Raw genomic sequence first — 14,185 nt, forward strand, 5'->3', positions numbered from 1 at the left:
AGCGATGATCGCGGCGATGAAGGCGTAATGGGCCTCGTTAGCCTTCAATTTAGTACCCAAATGTCAGGATGTGCCTGATGTCGACATGACAGCCCTCACAATCCATCAGAACAGTCGAGTTGAGGGCTTTGCGCCGAGATGGCGGTGAACGTAAAAACCGGTCCTCGGGACGAAAATCAACCGAGTTTACACACAGCCTCTCCGCAGACCCGACCTTCGTTGTGCGAATTAAACCGGTGTCAGAATAGGACAGATTTCACTCTAACAAACACAATGATTTACAGGCCGAAAAACGCGACAGGTTCAATTGGTACGCTGCACCAAAATCCTTAGGGTGTCAGTCTGCCCCCTACCCTACGCAAGGCGGTTTGCGCGGGGGCTTTCGTCCATTTGGTAGGTCAAATGTTCGATCAGGCGCATCGAAAGGGCTGCTTTGTCCTGCGCATATTCGGGATCGTGCCAAAGATTATGCGTCTCGCGCGGGTCAGCGCGCAGGTCATATAGCTCGCCCCAGTCCTGCCCTGCATAAACCGAAAAACGCCAATCGCTGGTACGCAGCGTGCGCACACGTGCGGGCGTTTTGAAACCCATGCGCGGGCCGCCGTCGTTCATCTCGATCAGGATTTCGTCGCGGTGGTGTTCTGTGCCGTCCAGCGCGCCAAGGAAACTTTGCCCCTGCATGCCGACATAGGGCGTCAGGCCTGCGCGATCCAGAATGCTGGCGGACAGGTCGATCGTCGAACCTATCGAACCGCTACGCACCCCTGCCCGCGTATCAGGATCGGACCAGATCATCGGCACCCGCGTGATCGAGGAATGCACCAGCGGCCCTTTGAGCAGCATGTTGAAATCCCCCAGATAATCGCCGTGATCCGAGGTGAAGATAATCACCGTATTCTCGTACGCGCCGCTGTCCTTTAGCGCCTGCACGACGCGGCCGATATGATCGTCGATCATGGTTATCATACCCGCGCTAAGCGCTTTGGCTTCGCGGATATGTTGGTCCTCGGCATAGAAGGCCATTTGCGGGATGGGTGGTGACTTGCCCTCCTCCCACATGGTGCGCGCGCTTTGCAGCGGCACTGGCGGGTTCTGGTGGGCAGCATAGGGCAGATCAACGTCGAACTGATCCGGCGCATACATATCCCAGTATTTGCCGGGCGGGTTGAAGGGGTGATGTGGATCGGGGAAGGACACGAAGGCAAAGAACGGATCGTCCTGCCCTGACCGCCCCTCAAGATACTCAATCGCGCGATCCGCGATCCATGCGGTTGGGTATTTGTCCTCGGGAACAGGCGTGCGATAGGCCTGCGGACAGGTGTAATTATGCGCCAGCTCGTTTGCAGGATCATAAAGCGCCTGCCAGTCCGGGATGGTTTCGCGCACCCACTGACCGTATTGTCCACCACATTGATCCCCATGGCCCGTGACCATATCCACATGCTGGAACCCGTAATAGGGCGTGTTGAAGGGCGTCACCTTATCGCCCGCAAAACACGCCGGCTCTTCCTTGGTGTAGGTGCCTGTGTCGGGCTTCCAGGCCTCTGACACCAACCGCTCTGCCGCGTCGTCCTTGCGCAAGGGCGGGTGATCGGTGAAAGGTTGCAAATGGCTTTTACCGATGCTCGCAGTCGCATAACCAGCGGCGGCCAGAACATCGACAAAGGTATTCGCGCGCTCTGACAGCAGGCAACCATTATGGCGCAGCCCATGCACCGAAGGCATCCGCCCCGTCATCAGGGACGCGCGGTTCGGCATACACACGGGCAGCGCGACGTGGAAATCCTCGAACAGGGTTCCGTCGGCGGCAATCGCATCAATGTTGGGCGTTTTGACAACGGGATGACCGCTGCATCCAAGCCAATCCGCCCGATGCTGATCGGTGATGAAGAACAGGAAATTAGGTTGTTTTTCCATCGTACCTATTTAAACCGCCGCTGCGCGCCGGCCTGCCATGCTTTGCAGCACCAAAACCACAATGCCCAAACCGATCGCGGTGAAATGGATCATCTCGGGGCGCATAAGCACACCAATTGCAATGGCAAGGCGGATCACAACCCACGGCATCGTCAGCGCGATGCGATCAAAACGCGCCAAAGCACTGGCAATGAAGTAAAGCGCAAACACCAGTTTCGCGAGAAGCCACAACAAGGGCATTGTCTCAACGCCGTTCTCATAGCCCGGCAAGAAGGCCTTGTCAGGGCTTGCAGGGTCGATCAACGCCTGATCGATCAGCAGGATTTCAGGATAGAAGGCAAAGACGAACGGAATGAAGAACATCACAATACCCGAACGCACCGCGCTAAACCCTGTCGCCATCGGATCGGCCTTGGTGATCGAGGAGGCCGCAAAAGCGGCCAGCGCAACGGGCGGGGTAATGGCCGAGGCTACGGCGAAGTAGAAGATGAACATATGCGCAGTGAACGTCGCAATACCAAGACCAATCAGCAACGGACCCATCAAAAGCGCGACGTTGATATAGGCTGGCACCGCAGGCATCCCCATGCCCAGCAAGACGGCCAATAGCATGGTAATCATAAGCGCTACGAACATCATATAGGCGTTGTCGCCGCTTCCCAGATCCAGCGCCAGCAGGAAGCGTAGGACATCAACCGCAACGAACTTGGACAGGCCTGTGAAGTTAAGGCACACGTCAATCACAGTGACCGCAAGGAACATCAGATACAGCGTAGAAACGGTGATGCCGGACTCAGCCAGCGCATCAAGAACAAGGCGCGGTGTCTTGCGGAACTCTTTGTCCAGGAACAGCAGCAAGATCACAAAGCCGGCGCCCCACCACCCCGTTGCGCCCGCATCGCCTGCCGCGTTCTGATAGATTTGTAGCAGCCAGGGCAGGCTTCCTGCGTGGCAGACCCCGTCAATTGTCGTGGTTTCTACGCCAAGCAACCAGCCCAGCGGGCCACAGCCAACCACGTCCTTTTTGGACAGCAGCAAAATCAGGATCAGCAGGATCGGCAGGAAGATTTGCATCAGGTGCAAGATGTCCGTGCGCGTGACGCGCATATCAGGCGTCAGCTCTCCGTAGGCTTCAATTCCCTGTTTGCGTGACTGGAACATCGCCGTCAGGAACAGGCAGAAGAAATAGGCAATCGCCGGGATCGTCGCCGCAACGATGACATCGCCATAAGGCGTGGCTGTCAGCGCAGCCAGAATAAAGGCTGCAACGCCCATAACAGGCGGCATGATCGAACCACCAGATGACGCCGCCGCCTCGACGCCGCCCGCGAAAGTCGGGCTAAAGCCGCGTTTGAGCATCATGGGAATGGTCAGAACACCCGTCGACAGAACGTTGGTCACAGGGCCACCCGTGATGGTGCCGAACATTGCAGAGGACACAATCGCCGCATGCGCAGGGCCACCGCGCAGGTTGCGCGTCCAGCGGAAGGCAAGTTTTATCAAGGCTTGACCGCCCGCAGATTTGCCGAACATCGCACCAAGGATAATATAGGGGAACACCACGTTCAGGATAACGTGCATGAACCGCCCGAGCATCCCCGAGGCGTTGTTCACCAGCGCATCATGCACATTGGGTCGCCCGTCCAGGAATGTCCGCGGCTCACCGCCGAGCTTGGTCATAAAGTACTTGTTGATATCGTCGGGGCCATGGAAATACCAAACGAAGACAGTCCCGATCGTGTAAAGCGCAACCGCCAGCGCGACCAGAACAAGGGGCAGTCCCCAGACCTTGATGTTATAGCCCAGAAACACGATCATCGACACGCCCATGATAACCACCAGCCAGATGCCGGTGGTTGAAATGCATTTGGGGTCATCGACCGAATCCGGAACAGGCAGGCCGTAGTCTTCGGCAAACTGGATTTCCGCCTTGAGAGATTCCGCAATCAGGCGGGCGCGGTCACCGTTCATCAAATCGACGATGCAAACGCTATCAATTTCGACCAGATAGGTGATCGAAATTGCCACCGCCGAAACGACCAGGGCCACATCCATGAACAGGCCGAATGCGGCGCGCGATGTGCCCTGCCATTCTCGCCACATCGAATGTTTCATTGCGACGATCACCATCATCACCAAAAAGGCGATGGGGTAGAACCATTCCGTCGCGAAATTGTTCACCTTGAAGTCTTTTACACCTGTCATCGAGCGCCACATCTCTTCCCAACCGGGAATTTGCGGCGTGCTGTTGATAATGCCGACAAAGACGAAAACCAGCGCCAGAAAATATAGGGCTTTATTCGGAAAAACCGCCTTGCTCGGACCTTGGTTTTCAACGTTCGACATGGGCTACCTCAAAGGTGCTGTGCTGCTTAAAGGAACGCCGCCCCGAACCCGGGACGGCGTGATATCAAGATGGACGTGCCAGACTTACATGTTGTCTTTGGCGCAATCTTCGATCGTGTATCCCGCTTCTTCCCAAGCGCGCGTTGCGCCCTTGTGGTATTTCACAGGGTTCGCACCACACATGCCAAGCATAGGATTGTCAAAGGCAACCGTGTTGCCAAACGGCGCTTTCGCCTTCAGATCATCCATTGTCGCGATGTAGGCAGAGACAAGCTTATAAACCAGTTCTTCGTCCATATCCTTGTGCACAACGTCGCCGCCAACGGTTGAAAAACCGCGGAACGTGTCGTCTTCGGACACGATGGTAAAGCCATCACCAAGCGCAGCTTGAACATCTGCAACAGACATCACAAGCGGAGCAGAGCCCGGCGCTTTGATATACTTCTGCATTGCTTCGCTCTCGTAGACGTCTTTTGGCAACGACCACATGGTCATCTTGCCCGCAGCGCTTAATGTAGACGTACGTCCGCTCGGGAAAACTTCCGGCAGAACAATCGCATCGGGGCCACCGCCGCCGATAACCGCATTGGCCTGACCCCAGTTGGCCTGAATACCTTCATAACCTTCGCCCTCTTTCAGGCCGGTCGTGATCTGGATCATCGCGCGCGCGTTGGTCAATGCGCCCCCGCGGGGTGGACCGTTGAAGATCTTCTTGCCTTCAATGCCATCCCAGCCGGTGATGCCCTTGGCATCATAAGCAAACAGCGCAAAGTTACCCAGAATATAAGGATAGATCGCGCGCAGGTTGCCCGCCAGTTCCGCACCCTTTTCCGCACCAAGTTCGCCATAAGGGCCAACGCCGCGGTTCATCAGGAACGGTAGAATATGTGGCGTGCTGGCAATGTCTGTCTTGCCTTCCGCAACGTTCTGAAGCGAATTGGTCAGCGTCTGACCATCTGCCAGCTGAATATTGGCAATGCCTTGCGTGCCTGCGATTTCGGTCAAATGGCTTGGCGCAAGATGCGTCGCGCCGCCCGGGCTTGCGGTTTCCGCTGTCAGGTTGACCTGTGCCATAGCCGGCACCGCCAACATCGCGCCGCTCAACAGCGCTGCAATTGCAGTGTACTTCATAGTTTCCTCCCAAAAACTTTTTATCAGGAATCAGCATTCCCTATATTATTTAACATATCAAGCATTTTTCAGACAGATTTCACCACACCCGTTGAAATTGCTGCACTCTCGGGTCAATTGGGACATAAGGACTAAACCAAAACGTGCGAAGGCCTGCCAACATGCAAGACACCCCTGACTGGGTCGAACGATTCCACGGCCTTTCCCGCCTTGACCTTCCGACCAAGCAACTGCTGACCACACGGTCCACAATCATTGAAGTGGCCAAAGACACCATGCTCTTTGGCCCCGGCAACTCGCCCGAAAACATGCTGTTCCTTCTGGATGGTACCGTGCGCGTACAGCAAGTCTCCGAAACAGGGCACGAAATCGTGCTCTATCGGATCGAAGCAGGACAAAGCTGCGTTCTTACCACCGCTTGCTTGCTTGCCTATGACGACTATTCCGCTGAAGGCATCACGGAAACCAAGGTCAAAGCCGCCGCTGTACCGCGCACTGTGTTTGATGATCTGGTTGCGCAATCCAAATCCTTCCGTGATTTCGTATTCGCCGCCTTTTCCAAACGCATCACCGACCTGTTCCTGATGATCGACGAAGTCGCCTTCCAACGCCTCGACGTGCGCCTCGCAGGGGTTCTGATTAAACTGCCAAGCGAGGACGACAAGATCGCGACAACACACGAAAAACTCTCCAAAGAACTTGGCACCGCGCGCGAAGTCGTCTCGCGCCAGCTTCAGGAATTCCAGCGTCGCGGCTGGATTTCAACGGGCCGTGGAAATGTGACCTTGCTGGATCGCGACGCAATTGCAAAGCTGGCAGGGCAAGAAAGCTAAACAACCGATTGCACAAAGAAGGACAACAGATGAGCCAGAAAAAGCAACCGAACATCGTCCTGATCTTTACCGACAACCAGCAGGCCTCGACCCTTGCCTGTTATGGCAACAGCGAAATCCACACGCCCAATCTGGACCGCTTGGCCCAGCAAGGCATGGTCTTTGACAATGCCTTTTGTCCCAACGCCTTTTGTTCGCCGTGCCGCGCGTCTGTATTGACGGGCTTGCTGCCCTCGCAACATGGCGTTCACAGCTGGATTGATGATCGCAACATGGCCGAATGGCCCGAAAACTGGCATGCGCTGGACGGGCTGCGCACGCTGCCCGGAACGCTGCAACAGGCAGGTTACAAAACAGCGCTCTGCGGGAAATACCATCTGGGCGAGCCGACCAGCGTCATGGACGGCTTTGACTACTGGTGCACCATGGCCGATGGCCATGTGCGCAGCTTTTATCGCAACCCGATCACAGAAAACGGCGAAACCTACGATCATAACGGGCATACCGTCGATCTTTTCACCCAGCGCGGAATTGGCTTCATGGAAGAACAGGCCGCGTCCGACACACCCTTCTTCCTCTACCTGCCCTACCCCGCGCCCTACGGTCATTGGCCCGCCACGCGCGAGGCAGATCGCAACCGCTTTTCCGCCCTCTATGACGATTGCCCCATGACCTCGATCCCCCGCGAGGGGCTAAGCAAAGAAGCCGTCGAAGCGTATTTGCTGCGCCACACCTACTCTGGCGACGGGCTGGATTATTCAATGATCCTGCGTGCGCCAAATGATCTGCCGACGCTGCGCAATTACTATGCCCAGATTTCGATGGTGGACGATGGCGTCGGGCAGATCATGGATGCGCTTGAGCGGCTGGGGCTGGCCGAGGATACAATCCTTGTCTTCACATCGGATCACGGGATGTCGGTTGGCCAGCACGGGTTCTGGGGCCACGGTGCGGCGACCTACCCGTCCAACATGCACAAAGCGGCGCATTCCGTACCCCTACTGGTCCGCCATGGCCCAAGTGTCGGCGCCAATCAGCGCTCCAGCACGATGGTTTCTAACATGGATCTCTATTCGACGCTGCTCGATTACGCGGGCCAGCCCAATGACCAGGGCGCACTCAATGTGCCAAGCCGCTCGCTCAGGCCGTTGCTTAACGGGCAATCAGGCGATTGGGGCGAAGATGCGGTCTACTCCGAACAGGAGGAAACCCGTGTCATCCGCACTGCGGAATTCGCATATTTCAAGCGCTTCAAAGCGGACGGGGATAACCCGTTTAGCGATGCGCTCTATGACGTGGCCAATGATCCGAGCGAAACGGCCAATCTGATCTCCGACCCCGCTTTCGCCGATGTGTGCGCCGATCTCGCTGCCCGCATTGATACGTTCTTTGATGCCCATACATTGCCCGCCGCAGATCTATGGAAGGGTGGCACGCCCAAGCAGAACACGGAACGCGCCGAACTTTGGCGCGCCGCATGGGGCCGCGATTGGGCGCCAACATATGCCTACGACGGCGGTTAACGCAGCGCGAACAGCTTCACATGAACCGATTGCTGCGCGCGCGCATGCTCAAGGCTCGGCGTAGGCAACTGCATGATCTTGATCCTTCAGCTCGTAAACCGTTTACCAATGTAACAATCTACGATAAACAAGAACATCAAATGACAATGGGGCAAGCCGTGGCTGTATCCAATTCAATGCGGAAACTCGAAATCCGGAACGCCGAAATAGCCGCCGACCTGGAAGACCTCGTCGGCTACAATCTCAAGCGCGCCTATATCGTGATGCAGAACGATTTTCGCGACGCTCTGGGGGCTGACGGATTGTCAGCGCGGGTCTTCGCCGCCCTCTCGCTTGTGGCACAATTTCCCAACATCACGCAAAGCGCGCTGGCGCGAAAACTCGGGATTGAACGCTCTGGCCTTGTCGCAATCGTCGATGAACTCGAACAGCGCAAATTTCTGAAACGCAGGCCTGTGCCCGGTGATCGCCGCGTGCAGGCGCTGGTAACGACGAAGGCAGGCGATGCCGCATATCAGGTTGCCTTGCACAGCGTCCAAAAACACGAGGCCGAATTGCTCTCGAACCTCTCAAGCGACGAGACACAAACGCTGGTCACACTGCTCAAGAAAATCAGAGCCCGCGGAGAGGATGAATAACATGCAAAACCGGAGCGGTCACCGCGCTGATGGCACCATTGTTATGCAGCAAAAGCGCGCCCTGCCCGCCCACCTACCGACCCTCGCCTGGAAGCCAAACGCGTAAATTGGCAGGACGAATTGGTGCTCTGTAGACCAGACTTCCTTCTTTCGTATAAAGAGGGTTTCATGGATTGTGTTTAGCTACTGCAAGGAAAGCTAAGGTATGGAAATCGAAGATCCGCGTTTTCTATTTGTCGCTAGTGCCGTGGGCGTGGCTTGCGTCTTCCTTCATGCGCCGCTTTTCGTCGTATTGCTGTCGTGCGGTGCGATTGGCCTGCTGGCAGTACCGCCTTTCGTCCTGCTAAAGGCGAAAGGGTTCTGGGCTGCCTATCATCCGTCAAATTTTGCGTTGCTGATGGGCATATTGAAAGACCAAAGCAACATTCCGATTCAAAAATTCTGGGTGGTTATCGGCGCGCTTGTGCTTATGGCAAGTTGCGCAGGCTTGTTGGGGCTGGTGATAACAGAAACGTTTTTACCACGCGTTTCGAACTTTGAGGCCTTGGGCAGACCGTTTGCTCCAGTCGCGATAACAACGCTCTGCCTTTACGGCCTTTTTCGCATTCTCATTTGGTGGGCCAAGAGCAAACAACTCGCGCGATAGCTTGCCGATCTTCACAGTCACAACTGAACAACTGCCAGTCTTGGCCTAAAATGCTACAACGCAGGTGTGCCGTCTGTCGGGAAAGCCCGTCCGCGAAAGGCTACCGCACGCACCCTCTTACAAAGCGTCGATCACCCAGACCAGCCACAGCGTGATCGCCGGGAAACACGCCAGCACAACGACACGGAAGATATCCGTTAGCACGAAAGGCAACGCGCCCTTGTAGGTTTCGGAAATCGGCGTGTCCTTGGCCATCGCGTTGATGATGAACAGATTCAGCCCCACAGGCGGCGTTATCAGCCCCACCTCCACGACAATCAGCACCAGAATACCGAACCACAGGCCGAAGTCATTCACGCTCATCCCGAAGTCCAGAACCGACATGATCGGAAAGATAATCGGAACCGTCAGCAGGATCATCGACAGCGAATCCATGACGCAACCAAAGGCGAGATACATCAGCAGAACCAGCGTCAGCACGAACCATGGCGAAAAGCCCTGCTCACCCACCCACATGGATGCGGTTTGCGGCAGTTGCGTCAGCGACAGGAAATTGTTGTAAATCCCTGCCCCCAGAATAATCAGGAAAATCATCGCCGTTGAAGAGGCCGTTGACAGGATCGCCTCGCGCAGGCGCTCAAGGGTCAACTCACCGGAAACAAGCGCGATAATGCCCGTGCCGGCGGCGCCCACAGCGGCGGCTTCGGTCGGGGTGAAAATGCCTGTGTAGATACCCCCGACAACCGCCACAAAGACCGCCATAACGGGCCAGACCTTGGCCAGCAGAACCAACCGTTCAGGCCATGCGACCCGATCTTTCACAGCCGCGGAATTCGGATAGGCCCGCACCCAGATCGAAATCGCAATCATATAGCCGATCGCGGCCAGAATACCGGGGATCAAGGCCGCGATGAACAGCTTTTCGATATTCTGCTCTGCAAGGATCGCGTAGATCACCAGAATGACAGAAGGCGGGATCAAAATGCCAAGCGTACCGCCCGCCGCCAATGCCCCCGTCGCTAGCGAACCGGGATAACCGTAACGGCGCAGCTCGGGCAGGGCCGTCTGCCCCATCGTCGCCGCCGTCGCCAAGGACGAACCACAGATCGCACCAAAGCCGGCACAGGCCCCGATCGCGGACATGGCAACACCGCCGCGCCGATGCCCCAAGAACGCCTCTGCCGCGCGAAACAGCGAGGCCGACATCCCGGAAAGCGTCGCAAACTGCCCCATAAGCAGGAACAGCGGGATGATCGAAAAGGAATAGTTGGAGAACGTACCATAGGTCAGCGTCTTAAGCTGGTTCAGCGTCATCATCGGATTGCCGATAACCAGATACGTGCCGCCAACACCTATCGCGATCATCGCCAACGCTATGGGCGCACGCAGAAACACGATAACAAGCAGAACCGGAAAGGACCACAGGGCGAGATCGATATTGCTCATGCGTGATCCTCGATGCCAGCAAGCCGCCGCGCAGCGCGTAGCGCACAAAACAGCGAGACAATCACAAAACCGCAGGCCCCGACTAGGCTGGCCGCATAGCCCTGCCAGACAGGGATCTGCGCAATCAATGTTGTTTCGCCGTAGGAATATTTATCCATCATGCCAAGATATAACCGCCACGTGCCAAAGCCCGCAACAAAGGCCATGGCAATGTTGAACAGCAGATCAAGCAAGCGGTTCAACCGCAGCGGAAAACGCGGCTCGAACAGATCAACACGCGCATGGGCCTCACGTATCTGCGCCCATGGCAAAAAGGCAAAGACGGCCGTCGCCATCGCAATTTCCGTGATGTCGTAAATGCCGCGAATAGGACCGATCCCGATGTCCAGCGGTACAAAAACCCGCCCGATGATCGAAACGCAGGTCAGCGCAATAATCCCCACCAACACAGCGCCGCCCACCAGCGCGAGCGCCCGCGCCAAGCCTTCGGCGATCCTGCTCAAGATCTGATACATGCCTAACCCCGATCAAAAAAGCGGGAGGGCCAGACAGCCCTCCCCTTTTTACTTTGCAACTGGCTTAACCGCCGTGCTTCTTGATGAGGCCCTTGGCCTTTTCGATCAACGCCTTGCCGTCAATGCCTTTGGCATCCATATCGGCAATCCAGCGATCAACAACTGGTCGTGACGCCTCTTTCCAACGCGCGACTTCTGCTGCGTCAAGCTCGACAATCGTGTTGCCCGCCTTCACCGCAATCTCGCGCGCAGGCGCATCCGCGTCCCACATCACTTGCGTTGCAAACGTGGATAGCTTCGCACCGGATTCCGCATCAATGATCGCCTTCAAATCATCTGGCAGCGCCTCGTACTTGGCCTTGTTCATGACCAGTACAAGCGCTGCCGCATATAGCGCCTCGTCACCCGAAAACTCCGTGTGATGGCCGACCAGCTCGGACAGGCGAATTGCTGGCGTCACTTCCCACGGGATCACTGTGCCTTTGACAACACCCTTGGAAATTGCTTCGGGGATGGCTGGCAGCGGCATGCCGACAGGCTCTGCGCCCAGCTCGGACAACAGATCATTGATGATGCGTGTCGGCCCGCGCATGGTCAGACCTTTCATGTCCTCAAGGCTGTTCACGCCGTCTTTGGTGTGGATCACACCAGGGCCATGAACCCATGCACCCAGAACCTTGACGTCCTTGTATTCACCAGCCTGCAATTCGGTTTCCACCAGCTCCCAATAGGCCGCTGCCGTTGCGACAGGGTTGGTCATCATGAACGGAAGCTCGAACACTTCGGTTTGCGGGAAACGGCCCGAGGTATAGCCAACAACAGTCATCGACAAATCGACCACGCCATCGCGCGCCTGATCCATCAATTCGGGCGGACGACCACCCAAAGACATGGCGTCGAAATGCTGGATCGCGATGCGCCCGCCAGAGGCCGCTTCAACGTTCTTGGCCCAAGGCACCAGAATGTCCTTCGGAACCGTCGCAGGCGGTGGCAAAAACTGGTGCAAACGCAAGGTAACTTCTTGCGCATAGGACGCACCTGCCAAAGTCGCCGCAGCAACAAATCCGGCAATCGCGCCCTTTATTAAATTTCTCTTGTTCATAGTCATCCTCCCTGATGTGCACATGATATAGCGCTGGCCTGCTTTGATACAGACATCTTTTTACGCCTATCGAAATTTCGGCTCCCGCGTCTCCAAAAAAGGCGCGAAGCCCCTCCTCAGCCCTATAGATGCGTCCGGCCAACACCATCTCGTGCATGCGGTCCGCACCGTAGTATCCGCAATGCGCACATGGGTCGAGGCCGCAATCTCCAGACCGCCACCAATCACAGCGCCCCCAAGAAACTGTTTGGTCATTTTCGTTGTGCTGTTTAACTGTTTAGTTGAATAGCGGCTTTGCGCCGTATGCGAACAGCACGAATTCACCATGGTTGATTTCGCCGAAGTCAAAGCAATTGATTTTCACACGCATGCGGAAGAACCCTGCTACACTGTGCTAGAGGCCTGCGCGCTGGCATCGGAATGCGCTCAGGATTTTGGGCGAAAAAGGGTAAGTACTTTGCATGATGATCTGGGAGGAATGACATGACGGCCAAAGCACCACTTGATGAAAGCATCACCCTCGAAGCACTCGATCGCGACCCCTTCCCCATCTACCGCCGCCTACGCGCCCAAGCCCCTGTTTGCCGCGTGAAAGCCGCAGGGCGCACGCTTTTGACCAAGGCTGCGGATACCAAATACGTGAAAGACAACCCGGAGCTTTTCAGTTCTGACGATCCGAACACACCGATGAAACGGGCATTTTGGGCGCATACATTAATGCGTAAAGATGGCGAAGAACACCTGCGCGAACGTATGGCCATGGCCCCCGCATTTGCCCCCAAAGTCATCCGCGATGAATGGGTTCCCCAGTACCAGAAAATCGCCGAAGACTACGTCGCCCGCCTACCCCGCGGTGAAATCGTAGACCTCTTCCCGGCCCTGTCCGGCCCCTATGCCGCCCGGGGTCTTGCGGTGTTGCTGGGTCTGGAAGACGCAACCGATGAACAGATGGAACGCTGGTCACAAGCGCTGATTGATGGCGCAGGAAATTTTGGCTGGCGCGACGAACCTTTTGCCCGAGCGGATCGTGCCAACGAGGAAATGCATGCACTGTTCGACAGCCTCCAAGACCGCCATCGCGCAGAGCCGAACAATTCGGCTTTTTCGGTCATGCTGAACGCCGAAAATCCGATCGATCAAACGCAGATATACGCCAACATCAAGATAGCGATTGGCGGCGGAATTAACGAACCACGCGACGCGATGAACACAATTATCTATGGCCTTCTTACCAACCCCGACCAGCTTGAAGAGGTCAAACGAAACAGCGATTGGGACAAGGCCTTTGAAGAGGGTGTACGCTGGGTCGCCCCGATTTCTGCGTCCTCTCGGGTTGCGGTTGAAGACACCGAAATTCGTGGGTGCCTGATTGAAAAAGGCGATACGGTAATGACCATTCAGGCCAGTGCCAATCGCGATGAAGACGTGATCGAAAACGGTGAAGAATTCATCGTGTATCGCGATAAGGTTCAGCACCAATCTTTCGGCAATGGACCGCATTTTTGCCAAGGGACACATGTTGCACGACGTGCTGTTGGACAGGTTATGTTACCGCTGCTTTTTGATCGTTTTCCGAATATGACAATCCCGGACACCAATGATGTAATCTGGCGCGGCTTCGGGTTTCGGGGGCCAATACAAATGCCCGTATTACTCCAATAAGCGGGTCGCAGACACGAAAGTTCACAGCTGTGAACTTTGGCCCTTCCGAGGAGTTCACAACTGTGAACTCGCGTATCTTAAGCAGTTGTGCGACGGGACAAGGCAAGCAACATAGGCGTACATGTGAATGAACCAGCTGCTGCTTTGTTGGACAGATATTGCAAATACCCATTAGGCGAGCGGATATCATCAAAGCGCTCTAACATAGCGGCCAAAACGACCGAAGCTTGTTCTAATCCCATACTTGCGACGGCGTTCTTCCAAACCTTGCGGGTTACGCCCATCATTGGCCTGAGACGATCGGCAATCTGGACAAGGTCTGACCAATCTCGCAATGGTTCTGCAAAATAGCGCCCTATTTCTAGGCAATGCGACGCTACCATCTGTAGAGAAACCGAAGGCACAGTTTGGCTTTTGATGTCTTGT

The 14,185-nt window shown here is 56.0% G+C and carries 12 protein-coding genes; 5 read left to right on the plus strand and 7 right to left on the minus strand.

Annotated elements, in window-relative coordinates; genetic code table 11:
- Positions 1-354: 354 nt before the first annotated feature.
- The 3 genes from WBC85_RS11790 to WBC85_RS11800 form a co-directional block, all read right to left on the minus strand.
- Positions 355-1,917 carry a sulfatase family protein gene (locus WBC85_RS11790; RefSeq protein ID WP_424437176.1) on the minus strand — a complete coding sequence of 521 codons (1,563 nt, stop codon included), beginning with the start codon at positions 1,915-1,917 and terminating at the stop codon, positions 355-357.
- Positions 1,918-1,926: 9 nt separating this feature from the next.
- Complete coding sequence (locus WBC85_RS11795; protein ID WP_424437179.1) at positions 1,927-4,263, minus strand: TRAP transporter permease; 2,337 nt, start codon at positions 4,261-4,263, stop codon at positions 1,927-1,929.
- Between the two features lie 84 nt (positions 4,264-4,347).
- Positions 4,348-5,394: a TAXI family TRAP transporter solute-binding subunit gene (locus WBC85_RS11800; protein ID WP_424437183.1), complete on the minus strand. Its 1,047-nt coding sequence runs from the start codon at positions 5,392-5,394 to the stop codon at positions 4,348-4,350.
- Positions 5,395-5,555: 161 nt separating this feature from the next.
- Between WBC85_RS11800 and WBC85_RS11805 the strand changes: the two genes are divergently transcribed.
- The 4 genes from WBC85_RS11805 (at position 5,556) to WBC85_RS11820 (ending at position 9,034) form a co-directional block, all read left to right on the plus strand.
- Positions 5,556-6,227, plus strand: coding sequence for a Crp/Fnr family transcriptional regulator (locus WBC85_RS11805; RefSeq protein ID WP_424437186.1), 672 nt, complete (start codon positions 5,556-5,558; stop codon positions 6,225-6,227).
- Positions 6,228-6,256: 29 nt separating this feature from the next.
- Positions 6,257-7,750, plus strand: coding sequence for a sulfatase family protein (locus WBC85_RS11810; protein ID WP_424437189.1), 1,494 nt, complete (start codon positions 6,257-6,259; stop codon positions 7,748-7,750).
- Between the two features lie 20 nt (positions 7,751-7,770).
- Entirely contained in the window at positions 7,771-8,388 is a 618-nt protein-coding gene (locus tag WBC85_RS11815) for a MarR family winged helix-turn-helix transcriptional regulator (protein WP_424437192.1), read from the plus strand.
- Positions 8,389-8,593: 205 nt separating this feature from the next.
- Positions 8,594-9,034: a hypothetical protein gene (locus WBC85_RS11820; RefSeq protein WP_424437195.1), complete on the plus strand. Its 441-nt coding sequence runs from the start codon at positions 8,594-8,596 to the stop codon at positions 9,032-9,034.
- A 117-nt stretch (positions 9,035-9,151) separates the two neighbouring features.
- Here WBC85_RS11820 and WBC85_RS11825 read toward each other — a convergent pair whose 3' ends face one another.
- The 3 genes from WBC85_RS11825 to WBC85_RS11835 all read right to left on the minus strand — a co-directional run bounded on the left by WBC85_RS11825 (position 9,152) and on the right by WBC85_RS11835 (position 12,097).
- The gene (locus tag WBC85_RS11825) at positions 9,152-10,480 is read right to left on the minus strand and encodes a TRAP transporter large permease (RefSeq protein ID WP_424437198.1); all 1,329 of its coding nucleotides are present in this window, start codon (positions 10,478-10,480) and stop codon (positions 9,152-9,154) included.
- On the minus strand, positions 10,477-10,995 hold the full coding sequence (locus WBC85_RS11830; RefSeq protein WP_424437201.1) for a TRAP transporter small permease: 519 nt from the start codon (positions 10,993-10,995) through the stop codon (positions 10,477-10,479). Before WBC85_RS11830 ends, WBC85_RS11825 begins: the two co-directional genes overlap by 4 nt.
- A 64-nt stretch (positions 10,996-11,059) precedes the next feature.
- A complete protein-coding gene (locus WBC85_RS11835) occupies positions 11,060-12,097 on the minus strand; it encodes a TRAP transporter substrate-binding protein (protein WP_424437203.1) in 1,038 nt (345 codons plus the stop codon).
- Positions 12,098-12,580: 483 nt separating this feature from the next.
- On the opposite strand from WBC85_RS11835, the gene WBC85_RS11840 reads away from it, so the two are divergent.
- Positions 12,581-13,759, plus strand: coding sequence for a cytochrome P450 (locus tag WBC85_RS11840; RefSeq protein ID WP_424437206.1), 1,179 nt, complete (start codon positions 12,581-12,583; stop codon positions 13,757-13,759).
- A 77-nt stretch (positions 13,760-13,836) separates the two neighbouring features.
- Here WBC85_RS11840 and repC read toward each other — a convergent pair.
- Positions 13,837-14,185, minus strand: a 349-nt coding sequence (gene repC, locus WBC85_RS11845) for a replication initiation protein RepC (protein ID WP_424437209.1), incomplete at its 5' end; no start/stop codon positions are given.

The organism is Planktotalea sp., assembly GCF_049680325.1.
Classification (GTDB): domain Bacteria; phylum Pseudomonadota; class Alphaproteobacteria; order Rhodobacterales; family Rhodobacteraceae; genus Planktotalea.

Excerpts from the sequence above, each read along its gene's own strand:
- WBC85_RS11815 (WP_424437192.1), top strand. The coding sequence starts at position 7,771 with ATGAACCGATTGCTGCGCGCGCGCATGCTCAAGGCTCGGCGTAGGCAA.
- WBC85_RS11825 (WP_424437198.1), bottom strand. The coding sequence starts at position 10,480 with ATGAGCAATATCGATCTCGCCCTGTGGTCCTTTCCGGTTCTGCTTGTT.
- WBC85_RS11835 (WP_424437203.1), bottom strand. The coding sequence starts at position 12,097 with ATGAACAAGAGAAATTTAATAAAGGGCGCGATTGCCGGATTTGTTGCT.
- WBC85_RS11805 (WP_424437186.1), top strand. The coding sequence starts at position 5,556 with ATGCAAGACACCCCTGACTGGGTCGAACGATTCCACGGCCTTTCCCGC.
- WBC85_RS11800 (WP_424437183.1), bottom strand. The coding sequence starts at position 5,394 with ATGAAGTACACTGCAATTGCAGCGCTGTTGAGCGGCGCGATGTTGGCG.
- WBC85_RS11840 (WP_424437206.1), top strand. The coding sequence starts at position 12,581 with ATGACGGCCAAAGCACCACTTGATGAAAGCATCACCCTCGAAGCACTC.
- WBC85_RS11820 (WP_424437195.1), top strand. The coding sequence starts at position 8,594 with ATGGAAATCGAAGATCCGCGTTTTCTATTTGTCGCTAGTGCCGTGGGC.
- WBC85_RS11795 (WP_424437179.1), bottom strand. The coding sequence starts at position 4,263 with ATGTCGAACGTTGAAAACCAAGGTCCGAGCAAGGCGGTTTTTCCGAAT.
- WBC85_RS11830 (WP_424437201.1), bottom strand. The coding sequence starts at position 10,995 with ATGTATCAGATCTTGAGCAGGATCGCCGAAGGCTTGGCGCGGGCGCTC.
- WBC85_RS11790 (WP_424437176.1), bottom strand. The coding sequence starts at position 1,917 with ATGGAAAAACAACCTAATTTCCTGTTCTTCATCACCGATCAGCATCGG.
- WBC85_RS11810 (WP_424437189.1), top strand. The coding sequence starts at position 6,257 with ATGAGCCAGAAAAAGCAACCGAACATCGTCCTGATCTTTACCGACAAC.